Genomic DNA, 12,687 nt, shown 5'->3' on the forward strand with positions numbered 1-12,687 from the left:
GGTGTCGGCTTCGGGGTCCGGTCCGCGTACACGTCCTCGTCGTCCACGTCCTCGTCGTCCGGTCCGCGTGCGGCACGAACGAAGACGGGGCCCGAACCGCAAGCGGTTCGAGCCCCTGTCCTGTCGGCGGAAGCCGTGTGCTCAGGCCCCTTCGGGAACCTCTCGGCGGCTGTCGGACCAGGCGGCCCACAGCGCGGCGTAACGGCCGCCGGCCGCCACGAGTTCGTCGTGCGTGCCGGTCTCCACGACGCGGCCCTGGTCGAGGACGACGACGCGGTCCGCGGTCGCGGCCTGGGGGAGGCGGTGCGCCACCATCAGGCCGGTGCGGCCTTCCAGCGCCCGTACGGCCGCCGTCTCCAGGACGCGGGCGCCCGCGCTGCCCGCGTCGGCCGTCGCCTCGTCGAGGATGGCGATGGGCGGGTCCGCGAGCACCAGGCGGGCCAGGGCGAGGTGCTGCGCCTGGGTCACCGTGAGCCGGTGCCCGCCTTCGCCGACGACCGTGGCGAGCCCTTCCGGCAGGGCCTCGGCCCACTCCAGGGCGCCCACATGGGTCAGGGCCGCGCGCAGTTCGTCGTCGGTGGCCTCGGGCCGGGCCAGGCGCAGGTCCTCCGCGAGCGGCCCGGCGAACACGTGGACCTCCTGGCTGATGAGCGTCACCGCGCGGCGCACCCCGGCCGGTCCCAGCTCCCGGGTGTCGACGCCGCCCAGGGCGATGGCACCCTTCGACGGCTCGTGGACCCCGGCGATGAGCTTGGCGAGCGTGGTCTTCCCGGCCCCGCTCGCACCCACCAGTGCCACGCGCTCGCCGCTGCGGATCTCCAGGTCGACGTCGGCGAGCACGGGCTGACCCGAGGCGTACGCGTGGCCGAGCGCGGTCACCTTGACCGAGCCGTCCACCGGAGCGTCGCCGCCCTGCGGAGCGCGCTCGGCGGGGAGGTTCGACACCCCGATCAGGCGGGCGAAGCTCGCGCCTGCGGACTGCGCGTCGTCGAGGAGGAACAGCGCGGCGTTGACCGGGTTGAAGAGGCTGTGGAAGTACAGCGCGGCCGCGGTGGCCGTACCGATGCTCACCGAGCCGTTGTCGACCAGCGCGAAGCCGGTGCCGAGCACGGCGGCGAGACCGACGTACTCGGCGAGGTTCAGCCGGGAGAAGAACCCGGTGACGATGTGGATGCCGCGCAGCGCCAGGTCACGCGCCGACGCCGACCGCTGCTCCAGGAGGCCGGCGTGCGTGCCGTTGAGCCGGAAGGCGCGCACGGTCCGCACCCCGCCGATGCTGTCGAGCAGCTGGTGCTGCAAGGCCCCGGTGGCGACGCGGTGTTCGGCGTACACGGGGGAGGAGCGGCGCAGGTACCAGCGTACGGAGAGCACCTGGACGGGCATGGCGACCAGCGCCGCGAGCAGGAACCGCCAGTCGAGGACGGCGAGTCCGCCGAGGGTCAGCACGATGGTGAGCGCGGAGCGGGTGAACTCCGGCATCGCCTGCCGCACCGACTTCGCGATCATGGAGACGTCGCTGGTGACCCGGGAGACCAGGTCGCCCGAGCCGGCGGCCTCGACACGCTCCAGCGGCAGCCGCAGCGCCCGCTCGATGAACTGCTCGCGCACGGCCGCCAGTACCGTCTCGCCGAGCCGGGCGACCAGCGCGCTGCCGACGGCGGTCGCGGCGCCGCGCACCAGCGCCACCGCGACCAGCAGCACGAGCGGCACGGTCAGCGCGTCGGAGCCGCGCTTGTCCACCACCAGGTCGACGATGTGCCCGAGCAGGGGAGCGGTCAGCAGGCCGATCCCGGTGCCCGCGGCCAGGACGACGAAGGCGCCCGCGGCCAGGAGCCGGTGGCCGCGCAGCATGGTGCGCAGCGCGGCCAGGCTCTCGGCGGCGGAGGCGGTCGGCAGGAGCACGCGGTCCGTGCTGGTAGGGCTCATGGTGTCGGGTGTCTCTTCTGTCTCTCCCGGCTTCGCGTTCTGCGCCGGCTTCTGTGTCTCGCTCGCGTACGCGGATGTCATGCGAGCACCGCCGCTCGGTACGCCTCGTCGGCGGCGACGAGTTCGGCGTGCCGGCCCTCGGCCGAGACGGTGCCCTCGTCGAGGACGATGACCCGGTCGGTGACCGCGAGGAGGGCCGGGCTCGTGGTGATGAGGACGGTGGTGCGGCCCTGGCGGGCGTCGCGCAGCCGGGCCGCGATCCGCGACTCGGTGACGGTGTCCACGGCGGTGGTCGGGTCGTGCAGGACCAGGACGGGCCGGTCGGCGGCGAGGGCGCGGGCGAGTGCCACGCGCTGGCGCTGGCCGCCGGACAGGGACCGGCCGCGTTCGGCGAGCACCGTGTCCGCGCCGTCGGGCAGCAGCCGGGCGACCTCGTCCGCCGCGGAGGCGGTGAGGGCGGTGTCGACGGCCGCGGCTCCGGCCTCGGCGTCCGCGCCCGCCCGGACGTTGTCCAGCAGGCTGCTCTCGAACAGGTCGGCGTCGTGGTGGGCGACCAGCACGGCGCGGCGCAGCCCGTCCGGGTCGAGTGAGGTCAGGGGTACGCCGTCGAGTTCGACGGTGCCGTCGGCCGGGTCGGTCTCCCTGGCCAGGCAGTGCAGCAGGTCGTTGGCGACCGCAGGGTCCTTGGTGACGACCCCGGTCAGGCTGCCCGCCTCGATGTCGAGGTCCACCGCGCGCAGCGTGCCGAGCGACACCCCGCGCAGCCGGATGTGCCCCGCGGCCCGGTCGGACGGCGTGTCGTCGCCGCCTTCCACGGCGGCGGGCGCGGCCAGCACCTCGGCGATCCGCCGTGCGGACGCACGGCCCTGGGCGAACTCGGCGTTGACGTAGGTGAGCAGCTGGAACGGGCCGAGCAGGAACTGGGCGAGGCCGACCGCCGCAACGAGTTCGCCGACGCTGATGCTGCCGCGCATGGCGAGGTAGGCGCCCACGACGCCGATGACCGCGATGAAGACTCCGGTCAGGGCGAGGACGGCGCCCTCGTGGCCGGACCGGCTGCGGGCGGCCCTGAGCGCGGCCGCCAGGGAGTCCTGGCTCGTCGTGCGGTAGCGGGCCACGGCGGCCGACTCGGCGCCCATGCCCTTGAGGACCCGCAGCCCCGAGACCAGGTCGGCGGCGACGCCGGAGGCGTGCGCGGCCTGCTCCTGCTCGGTCTCGCTTCGGCGCTCCAGCGGCCGGCTGATGCGGTGCCCGAGCCACAGCAGCGGCGGGATGCCGAGCAGGACGAGGAGTCCGAGCGGGACGGAGATCCTGAGCAGCGCCACCGCGCTGATGATCAGGGCGGCGACCGCGGCGATGCCGTAGGTGAGGACCGTCGCCACGGAGCCCACGCGGCGGGCGTCGTTGGTGGCGATGCTGGTGAGCGCGCCGGGCAGCCGGTTCGCGTCGGAGCCGCCGCGCGGGTCCAGGACGCGGGCGCCGAGTTCGAGCCGCAGCTCGTGGGCGGCCTGCTCGCCCGCGCCCTCCGTGATCCGCGCGCTGTTGCGGTAGCAGGTGGACAGCACGAAGAAGAGGACCGCGAGCACCAGGAGCCAGCGCCACAGGGCACCGGAGTCACCGGTCGCGACGGCCGTGTCGATGGCGACGCCGATGACCACCGGGACCAGGGCCTCACAGCCTTGGTGGGTCATGCCGAGCAGGGAAGCGGCGACGATACGGCGTCGTTGCCCCCTGATCGCCCTGCGGAGGACGTGCCCCCCGGTTGGTGCTCCAGCTGGCATGCGGCCCTCCGCGACGATGTTCAAATGGTTAGGTAAGGCTACCTTAAACAGGTACTGCGCCTCTGTCGCCACTACGGGCGACCTCTGCGCACTCGGTTCCCTATCGTGACCGCACGTCCATCTCGAGGTCACCACCCGCGCGTTGACCGGGCCGGATGCGTTCGGTTAGCCTCACCTAAGTCTCAACTTGCCGTTCGCGCCGTGTCCTTTGTGTTGTCCACGCGGCACGACGCCTGAACCGCCGCCAGGGGGAGTTGTCGTTGTCGGTCGAAACCCGGGCGGTGTCCGAAGGGCCGGCCGCCGTCGCGGCCCCGCCCGGAGCGGGCCGGACCGTGAACGCCCTGCGGGGCATGGGCCTGCTGGTGGCGCTGGGTGCCCTGATCCTTGTCGCGTTGCTCAGCATTTGGGTCGGTACGCGGGGGATTCCCTTCACCGCGACCTGGAGCGCGCTGTGGCACCCCGACGGGTCCGAGACGTCGATCATCATCCACGACTACCGCATCCCCAGAACCCTCCTCGGCCTCCTCGTCGGCATGGCGCTCGGCCTGTCCGGCGCGCTGATGCAGGCGCTGACCCGCAACCCGCTCGCCGACCCGGGCCTGCTCGGGATCAGCCTGGGCAGCGCCGCGGGCGTCGTGGTGGCCATCGCCTTCCTCGGCGTGGGCTCCGTGCTCGGCTACGTGTGGTTCGCGTTCATCGGCGCCGCCGTCGCCTCGGTCGTCGTCTATCTGCTGGGCACCTCGGGACGCAAGGTGGCCACCCCTGACCGCCTGGTCGTCGCGGGAGCGGCCGTCACCGCCGTCCTGTACGCCTTCAACTCCGCGGTCCTGCTGCTCGACCCCGAGGCCTTCGACCAGTTCCGCTTCTGGAACGTGGGCTCGCTCTCCGGCCGGTACTTCGAAGTCGTCCACGCCATCCTCCCGTTCGTCGCCGTCGGCCTGCTGATCGCGCTCTGCCTCGCCCCGTCCCTCAACGCCCTCGCGATGGGCGACCAGCTCGGCCGGGCCCTCGGGCTGAACGTCGGCCGGACCCGGCTGCTCGGTGCCCTCGCGGTCATGCTGCTGTGCGGCGCCGCCACCGCTGCGGCGGGACCGGTCGGATTCGTCGGCCTCGCCGTGCCCCATGTCGCCCGGTTCATCGTCGGCCCCGACCAGCGGTGGGTCCTCGCGTACTCGATGCTGCTCGCGCCGATCCTGCTCATCGGGTCGGACGTGCTCGGCCGGGTGCTCGGCTCGCCGGGCGAGGTCCAGGTGGGCATCATCACCGCGTTCATCGGCGCACCCCTGTTCATCGCGCTGTGCCGTCGTCGAAAGCTGGCCATGCTGTGAGTGCTGTACGCGAGGCGGGCGCTCCCGCCGAGGAGAAGCCCCCGGGCACGGGCGGCCCCGTCATCAGCGGAACCGTGCTGCGCGCCGGACGGCGGGGCCCCTCCGTACGCGTCCAGGGGCGGGTCCTCGCCGTGACGTCCGCGATGCTCGTGGCGCTGATCGCCGTCATGCTCGTCACCCTCACCACCGGTGACTTCGAACTCTCCGTCGGGGAAGTCCTCAAGGCCGTGACGGGCAACGGCTCGCCCGGCGCCGACTTCATCGTCAACACCCTGCGCATGCCGCGCCTGCTGACCGCGATCTGTGTCGGCGCGGCCCTCGCGGTCAGCGGCGCCATCCTGCAGAGCCTGACGGGCAACTCGCTGGGCAGCCCGGACATCATCGGCTTCACCAACGGCTCGGCCGTCGGCGCGCTCGTCGTCATCACCGTGCTGCACGGCAGCATGGCGCAGATCGCGTTCGGCGCGCTGATCGGCGGGTTCCTCACCGCGGCCGCCGTCTATCTGCTGCTGCTCGGCCGCGGGCTCCAGGGCTTCCGGCTGGTCGTCGTCGGCATCGGCGTCAGCTCCCTGCTGCTCTCCGTCAACTCCTACCTCATCACCCGGGCGACCTGGCAGGAGGCGCTGGAGGCGCAGGCCTGGCTGATCGGCAGCCTCAACAGCCGTGGCTGGCAGCACGCGAACGCCATCGGTCTCGCGGTGCTCGTCCTGCTCCCGCTCGCCTTCCTGCTCTCCCGCCGCCTGTCCATGGTGGAGATGGGCGACGTCACCGCCATGGCCCTCGGGGTCAACGTCCAGCGCACCCGTACGGCACTGCTCGTCATCAGCGTCGCGCTCGCCGCCTTCGCCACGGCGGTCACCGGCCCCATCTGGTTCATCGCCCTGGCGGCGCCGCAACTGGCCCGCCGGCTGACCCGGTCCTCGGGACCCTCGCTGATGTCCGCCGCCCTCATGGGCGCGCTGCTGCTGGCCGGCAGCGACCTCTTCGCCCAGCGTGTCTTCGCCCCCACGCTGCTGCCGGTGGGCACCGCGACCGGCACCATCGGCGGGCTCTACCTCATCTGGCTGCTGATCACCGAGTCGCGAAAGAGCCGCGCATGACTGCCATGACCGCCCCGACCGCAACGACCGCGCCCACGCCTCGCCTGCGGGCCGAGGACCTCACGCTCTCCTACGACCAGCGGACCGTGGCCACCTCGCTGGGCGTCGACATACCCGACCACTCCTTCACCGTGATCATCGGGCCGAACGCCTGCGGCAAGTCCACGCTCCTCAAGGCCCTCGCGCGGATGCTCAAGCCCCGCTCCGGTCAGGTCTACCTCGACGGCGCGGCCATCGCGTCGTACCGCTCGCGCGAGGTCGCCCGCCGCCTCGGACTGCTCCCGCAGTCCTCGACCGCGCCCGGCGGCATCACCGTCGGCGACCTCGTCGCCCGCGGCCGCTACCCCCACCAGCGCCTCCTCAAGCAGTGGTCGGCCGAGGACGAGGCGGCCGTCACCGAGGCGCTGCGCCAGACCGGCGTACTCGAACTCGCCGACCGCCCCGTCGACGACCTCTCCGGCGGGCAGCGCCAGCGCGTGTGGCTCTCCATGGTCCTCGCCCAGCAGACCTCCATCCTGCTCCTCGACGAACCCACCACCTACCTCGACATCGCCCACCAGGTCGAGGTCCTCGACCTCTGCGCCGAACTGCACGCGCGCAAGAAGAACACGGTCGTCGCCGTCCTGCACGACCTCAACCAGGCCTGCCGCTACGCCACTCACCTCATCGTCATGCGGGCCGGCGGCACGGTCGCCGCCGAGGGCGACCCGGCCACCGTCGTCACCGCCGACCTCATCGAGGACGTCTTCGGACTGCCCTGCCGGATCATCGACGACCCCGAGACCGGCACCCCCCTGGTGGTGCCCGCGGCGCCCCGCCGCCACCTGCCCGACGCCCCGCGGGACGACGTGCCCACCGCTGCCGCGATGGCCGAGACCAGCTAGGACGGACCGCCCCCGATGCTCTCCACGCGACTGACGAACGCCCGCTTCCTCACCATGGACCCGGCCCACCCCGTCGCCCGTGACGTGGGGATCTGGCGGGGGAGGATCGTGGGCCTGGACGACGCCGTCACCTCGCTGCCCGCCCGCGAGGTCGTCGACCTGCAAGGCGCCACCGTGCTGCCCGGGTTCATCGACAGCCACGTCCATCTCGCGTGGACGGGACTGAAGGCGCGTACGCCGAGTGTGGCGCCCTGCGAACGGGTCGAGGACGTGCTCGCGGTCGTGGCGGACGCCGTCGCACGGCAGCCCTCGCCGGACGCCTGGGTGGCCCTCGCCGGGTACGACCAGCGGGCTCTCGGGCGCCATCTGACAGCCGCCGAGCTGGACCGGGTCAGCCAGGGCCGCAAGGTGTTCATGCTGCACGACTCCGGCCACGGCTGCGTGGTCAACAGCGCCGTCCTGGACCTGCTCCCCGCCGACGTGCCCCATGAGAACGGCTTCCTCGCCGAGGGCGCCATGGGCGCCGCACGCGCGCTCCGCCCGCCGCACACACAGCAGGAACTCGCGGACGCCATCGCGCACGCCGCCCGGACCTGCCGCGCGGAAGGCGTCACGGCCTGCGCCGAGGCGGGCATCGGCGGCTCCCTGTTCGGCCACAGCCCGGCCGAGCTGGCCGCCTACCAACTGGCAAGGGAACAGGGCCAACTGCCCCTGCGCGTCCAGCTCATGGTGGCCGCGGACGCCCTGCACCCCGTCGCCCTCCCGGATGGCGACCACACCCCCCGCGCCCTCGACCTCGGTCTGCGCACCGGGTTCGGCGACGACTGGCTCTCCATCGGCGCGCTGAAGGTCTACACCGACGGCGGCATGATGGCGCGTACGGCCGCGCTCACCGCCCCGTACCACGGCATGGACCACACCGGGCAGTTGCAGGACGACCCGGAGGCGCTCACCGACACCATTGTGGCCGGCCACCTCGCCGGGTGGCAGCTGGCCGTCCACGCGATCGGCGACCGCGCCGCCGACGTCGCCCTCGACGCCCTGGAACGGGCCCAGCGGGCGCACCCGCGCCCCGCCGCGCGCCACCGGATCGAACACGCCGGGCTGATCCGCCCGGACCAGCTCGCCCGCTTCGCCCGGCTCGGCGTCAGCGCCGTGGTGCAGCCGAACTTCCTGCGGTACTTCGGCGACGACTACGCGGCGATCATGGGCGAGGAGCGGGCCCCGTGGCTCTACCGGGGCCGGGGCTTCCTGGACCACGGCGTCACCTTGGTGGGCAGCTCGGACCGGCCAGTCACGGACGGGGCGCCGCTGCGGGCCATCCAGTTCATGGTCGAGCGCGCCTCGGAGTCGGGCCAGGTGATCGGCCCCGACGAGGGCATCACCGTCGACGAGGCCCTGCGTGCCTACACCGTCGGCGGCGCCTTCGCCTGCCACTGGGACGACAGTGCCGGCACGCTCACCCCGGGCAAGCGGGCCGACCTCGTCGTGCTCGGCGACGACCCACGCGGCGTCAGCACGTCGCACATCGGTGACATCGAAATCGTGACGACGTACGTCGACGGCCGCGCGGCGACCGCCTGAGGTCTGCTGGCCTCTTCTGGCCGCTGCTGGCGTCTTCTGATGTCGTCTCATGTCGTCTGACGTCTTCTGGCGTGACGGTGGCTCAGGTGCCCCGACTGGCTTTTGCAGCTCTACTTAGGGCAGGCTAACCTTAGTTGACCTGGAGGAAGGGAACCTGTTGTCCACGGCCGTCCCCCGCCTCGGCGCCCCGTCGCCGTGCGCCGCCCCGCCCGCCCTGCTCGCCGTGCGTTCCGCGCGCCCGGCGGACGCCACCGCCCTTGAGGCGCTGTCCCGGCCATTCGCCCGCTCCGGAGCGCTGCGCGAGCGCCCCCTGTCGCTCTACGCCGCCGACGCGGCCGACTTCCTGGTCGTGGAGGCCGACGACGGCACCCTGGACGGCTGTCTGGGCGTGAGCCTCCACCCCGCCGACCCGGACGCGGACCGCGGACCGGCCGGCGTCCTGTACAACTTCTGTGTCGCGCCGCGCAGTCAGGGGCGCGGAGTGGGGGACGCCCTGCTGCGCGCGGCACTGACCGAGGCCGACGCCCGGTCCCTGCACGCCCTGTTCACCGCGACGACCGGCGGGGGCGAACTCTTCCTCCGGCACGGCTTCGCGCCCGCCGCGGCGGAACTGGCGCCGCGCGCCTGGGCGCAGTCGCTGGACCCCGCCCGCAATTCGCGGGTCCTCGCCCGCACGCTCTGACCGCGCCGGCCGCTTGGCGTTGGCGGCGGCGTTGAGGCGCATCTACAGCTGAACCCCGGCCCAGGGCCGGGGTTCAGCTGTAGGTACAGCCGTACAAGGCGTCTCTCAGCGCTCCCTGTCGCCGCTCGGTTCCGGCTCGGGAACCACGACTGTGCCGTGGTGGACGTCGGAGAAGACCCTCCGCAACACGGCGTGGGGGACCCGGCCGTCGAGTACGTGGGCCATGCGCACGCCTGCCTGCGCGGCTCGCAGGCACGCCTCCATCTTGGGGAGCATGCCGCTCGTCAGCTCGGGCAGGAGCTTCTCCAGCTCGTCCGCCGTGAGGTGCTCGATCACCTCGGTGCTGTGCGGCCAGTTCGCGTACAGGCCCTCGACGTCGGTGAGCATCACCAGCTTCTCCGCGTCGAGCGCCACCGCGAGCGCGGCAGCCGCGAGGTCGGCGTTGATGTTGTAGACCTGCCCGTCCGTCCCCCGGGCTATGGGGGAGACGACCGGGACGCGGCCCTCGTCCAGCAGGGCCTTCAGGGTCTCGGTGTTCACGTCGACGATGTCGCCGACGAGCCCGATGTCCACCGGCTCGCCGTCCACCCAGGCGGGACGGCGCACGGCGGTCATGGTGTGCGCGTCCTCGCCGGTCATCCCCACGGCGAACGGTCCGTGACGGTTGATGAGCCCGACCAGCTCCCGCTGGACGCGGCCGGTGAGCACCATCCGGGCCACGTCCATGACTTCCGGCGTGGTCACCCGCAGACCCGCTTCGAAGCGGACCTCCAGGTCGAGCCGGTCGAGCAGGGCGCTGATCTGCGGCCCGCCGCCGTGCACCACGACCGGACGCAGGCCCGCGCGCCGCAGCTCCACCACGTCCCGGGCGAAGGTCCGCTTGAGGTCGTCGTCCACCATGGCGTTGCCGCCGAACTTGATGACCACCGTGTGGCCCCGGAACTCCTTGAGCCGGGGCGTCTCCAGCACCTCCCCGCTGTCAGTGAGAGGGGTGAAGGGCGCGAGGGGGTCGGTGGCACCAGGGCGAGGTGTGCGAAGGGCATCGGTCACTTAGCTGAGCCTAACCTAAGTGGCCATCGCGTGGGAAGGCACCCCCCAGAGGTCTCACCAGCCCCGGCGCCTCCACGTCACGGCGTGCCCGGGACCGTCAACGCGGGCGCAAGGCCAAAGTGTTGGAGGCGCTACTGGCGAGGCGGCAGGATCGGCGACCAACGGTGCTGCTACTGCTCCTCCTCCTACTACTGCGGTCGGTGCCGGTCGGCATCCTTGACGAACACGATCCCGTCACTGTCCGCCAAGTGCGACGGATCGAGCGCGGAGTAGCCGAACCACGGCGACACGCGGGGCATCAGCGGCGTGTCGCCGAGGGCCGCGGCCAGCCGCGGGGCGTCGGCCACGCAGCGGTCCTCCGGCAGCGCGTACAGGAGGCCTTCGACAGTGTCCGGTGGCGGTACGTCCACCCCCTGGTGCCGGAGCGTCCCCAGTGCCATGGTCACGAAGGCGTACTCCGCGCCGAGCCGGGCGCTTGTCAGCGCGCCGGCGCTCCACCACTCCACCGATCCCTCCCACATGCGCATCGTGCTCTTCTCGCGCTGGAGATGGGAGTTGTGGGCGTGGACGAGGGCCGGGCCGCGGTCGGCGACGGCCAGGAGGTTGTGCGCCATCATCTGGTCCCGCGTGCTCACCAGCCGGGCCATGCGGGCCGGCGAGGTGTCGGCCATCCAGTGGTGGTAGCGCAGCAGGCCGCTCGCGGTGCGCCCGTGCAGCCCGGCCCGGTCCCAGTCGTCCCGCGAGGCCGCCGCGAGCAGGCCCGGCGCCTGGACGTCGAGCAGTGCGGTCAAGTCATCCGCCAGCAGCCGCAGTTGGCGTACCTCGGCGGACTGCCCCACGGAGCGGTCCGGTTCCAGCATCGCCGCCGGATCGGTCCACCGGTCGTCGTCGCCGAGCAGATCGTCGAGCGTTTGCGCGGTGCAGGGGAGCAGGTCCGCGCGCACGTGGGCGGAGAGGTAGCCGTGCAGCGCCATGAGGGACCGGCGGGGACTCTCGGCAGCGGCGACCTCCACCGGGCCGTCGAAACCGGCGAAGTGGAGCCGGTCGGCCGCAGGCCGGCCGTCGTTGAAGTCGCGCATCCACCGCACGAGTTCACGGTTGCCCGCGAACTCGCCCCAGCCGTGGCTGAATCCGCGCTCCATCACCTCGTCGAGGCTGCCCGCGCCCGAGGTGACGTACTCGTCCACGACCAGGCCCCGCAGGCAGTCGACCTCCATCGCGATCGTCCGGTAGCCCTCCTCCTCGACGAGCTGCCGGAAGAGTTCATTGCGTACGTCGAGCAGAACGTCCTGCCCGTGAGTGGGCTCGCCCAGGGCGAGCAGCCGCGGCCGGGCAGGGAGAAGTCCCATGACGGCGGCGGCGTCGAGGGCATGGACGGTGTCCTTGATGTCAACCATGACCTCAACGGTATCTTTGAACCCTCGGTTGAAACTTTCCCGCGCTACTGGACGACAACGGCAGGATCATGGGGCGAAACCTTCAAAACGGTGAGCGGCTCAGGCCGATCGACGTGGCACGCGGGCACGGTCTGTCCACGCAGGCGGTCAGGAACTACGAAGAGGCGGGCATCCTCCCGCCCGCCAAGCGCACGCCCCACGGCTACCGCACCTACACACCGCTGCACGCGGGAGCCCTGCGCGCGTTCCTCGCCCTGGTGCCCGGCCACGGGCACCGGACGGCCACCGCGATCATGCGGATGGTGAACGAAGGATCGCCCGACGAGGCGTTCCGCCTCATCGACGAGAGCCACACCCAACTCCTCGACGATCGCCGGACCCTCCAGGCCGTGGAGAGCGCCCTGAGCGACCTGGACCCCGCCACCGTCTCCGAACCGGTGGTGCCCGTGCCCGGCGGCACGTTCATCGGGCCACTGGCGGGCGAACTCGGCATCCGGCCCGCGACGCTGCGCAAGTGGGAACGCGCCGGGCTGGTGCGCCCCAGCCGTGACCCGCGGACCGGCTACCGCGTCTACGACGAAGCCGACGTACGGGATGCCCGGCTCGCCCACCAGCTGAGGCGCGGCGGCCATCTGCTGGAGCAGATCGCCCCGCTGATCGCGCAAGTACGGGCGGCCAAAGGCCTGGAGCCCCTGGAGGCGGCCCTGCGTGACTGGCACGGCCGGCTCGCCGCCCGCGGGCGGGCGATGCTGAGCGGGGCCGCGGAGCTGGAGGCGTACCTCCGTGAACGCGAGCGTGAACGCGAATACGGCTGAGCCCCGAACGGCACCGCGCGGTGGCCTTCCAGTCGCGTAGCCGAGTTCTGGCCTGCCGCCTCCCGGGGCTCGTCCCGGGAGGCGGCAGCGGACGCCGGAGGACAGGTGCGTGTGCGCGCACAGCGCGGGGAGTCGGGGGA

General features: G+C 72.7%; 10 protein-coding genes. 6 read left to right on the forward strand and 4 right to left on the reverse strand.

All coding sequences use genetic code 11. The features are described from left to right. Nucleotides 1–141 precede the first annotated feature (141 nt). Together J2N69_RS34355 and J2N69_RS34360 are read right to left on the reverse strand one after the other, a co-directional pair. The gene (locus tag J2N69_RS34355; RefSeq protein WP_230904216.1) at nt 142–1,926 is read right to left on the reverse strand and encodes an ABC transporter ATP-binding protein; all 1,785 of its coding nucleotides are present in this window, start codon (nt 1,924–1,926) and stop codon (nt 142–144) included. 77 nt (nt 1,927–2,003) lie between these two features. After that, nucleotides 2,004–3,707 (reverse strand): ABC transporter ATP-binding protein, encoded by a 1,704-nt coding sequence (locus tag J2N69_RS34360; protein WP_230904217.1) that lies wholly within the window; start codon nt 3,705–3,707, stop codon nt 2,004–2,006. A gap of 260 nt (nt 3,708–3,967) precedes the next feature. On the opposite strand from J2N69_RS34360, the gene J2N69_RS34365 reads away from it, so the two are divergent. The 5 genes from J2N69_RS34365 to J2N69_RS34385 all read left to right on the forward strand — a co-directional run bounded on the left by J2N69_RS34365 (nt 3,968) and on the right by J2N69_RS34385 (nt 9,285). Then, a complete protein-coding gene (locus J2N69_RS34365) occupies nt 3,968–5,035 on the forward strand; it encodes a FecCD family ABC transporter permease (RefSeq protein WP_230904218.1) in 1,068 nt (355 codons plus the stop codon). Next, nucleotides 5,032–6,135: a FecCD family ABC transporter permease gene (locus J2N69_RS34370; protein WP_230904219.1), complete on the forward strand. Its 1,104-nt coding sequence runs from the start codon at nt 5,032–5,034 to the stop codon at nt 6,133–6,135. Before J2N69_RS34365 ends, J2N69_RS34370 begins: the two co-directional genes overlap by 4 nt. Next, nucleotides 6,132–7,019: an ABC transporter ATP-binding protein gene (locus J2N69_RS34375; RefSeq protein ID WP_408056853.1), complete on the forward strand. Its 888-nt coding sequence runs from the start codon at nt 6,132–6,134 to the stop codon at nt 7,017–7,019. The genes J2N69_RS34370 and J2N69_RS34375 overlap by 4 nt, the downstream gene beginning before the upstream one ends. 15 nt (nt 7,020–7,034) lie before the next feature. Next, complete coding sequence (locus tag J2N69_RS34380; protein ID WP_230904220.1) at nt 7,035–8,603, forward strand: amidohydrolase; 1,569 nt, start codon at nt 7,035–7,037, stop codon at nt 8,601–8,603. A gap of 157 nt (nt 8,604–8,760) precedes the next feature. Further along, the gene (locus J2N69_RS34385) at nt 8,761–9,285 is read left to right on the forward strand and encodes a GNAT family N-acetyltransferase (protein ID WP_408056854.1); all 525 of its coding nucleotides are present in this window, start codon (nt 8,761–8,763) and stop codon (nt 9,283–9,285) included. A gap of 105 nt (nt 9,286–9,390) precedes the next feature. On the opposite strand, the gene argB is transcribed toward J2N69_RS34385, so the two are convergent. Both argB and J2N69_RS34395 read right to left on the reverse strand, forming a co-directional pair. Then, nucleotides 9,391–10,254, reverse strand: coding sequence for an acetylglutamate kinase (argB, locus tag J2N69_RS34390; protein ID WP_230904995.1), 864 nt, complete (start codon nt 10,252–10,254; stop codon nt 9,391–9,393). 269 nt (nt 10,255–10,523) lie between these two features. Continuing rightward, a complete protein-coding gene (locus J2N69_RS34395; RefSeq protein WP_230904221.1) occupies nt 10,524–11,732 on the reverse strand; it encodes an erythromycin esterase family protein in 1,209 nt (402 codons plus the stop codon). Nucleotides 11,733–11,800: 68 nt separating this feature from the next. Here J2N69_RS34395 and J2N69_RS34400 point away from each other — a divergent pair, with 68 nt between their 5' ends. After that, nucleotides 11,801–12,547: a TioE family transcriptional regulator gene (locus J2N69_RS34400; RefSeq protein ID WP_230904222.1), complete on the forward strand. Its 747-nt coding sequence runs from the start codon at nt 11,801–11,803 to the stop codon at nt 12,545–12,547. The last annotated feature ends 140 nt before the right edge of the window (nt 12,548–12,687 follow it).

This window comes from Streptomyces huasconensis (assembly GCF_021028635.1).
Classification (GTDB): Bacteria; Actinomycetota; Actinomycetes; order Streptomycetales; family Streptomycetaceae; genus Streptomyces; species Streptomyces huasconensis.

Bases quoted from the DNA above. Each gene is read 5' to 3' on its own strand.
- J2N69_RS34355 (WP_230904216.1), bottom strand. From the start codon at position 1,926: ATGAGCCCTACCAGCACGGACCGCGTGCTCCTGCCGACCGCCTCCGCC.
- J2N69_RS34360 (WP_230904217.1), bottom strand. From the start codon at position 3,707: ATGCCAGCTGGAGCACCAACCGGGGGGCACGTCCTCCGCAGGGCGATC.
- J2N69_RS34375 (WP_408056853.1), top strand. From the start codon at position 6,132: ATGACTGCCATGACCGCCCCGACCGCAACGACCGCGCCCACGCCTCGC.
- J2N69_RS34380 (WP_230904220.1), top strand. From the start codon at position 7,035: ATGCTCTCCACGCGACTGACGAACGCCCGCTTCCTCACCATGGACCCG.
- J2N69_RS34395 (WP_230904221.1), bottom strand. From the start codon at position 11,732: ATGGTTGACATCAAGGACACCGTCCATGCCCTCGACGCCGCCGCCGTC.
- J2N69_RS34400 (WP_230904222.1), top strand. From the start codon at position 11,801: ATGGGGCGAAACCTTCAAAACGGTGAGCGGCTCAGGCCGATCGACGTG.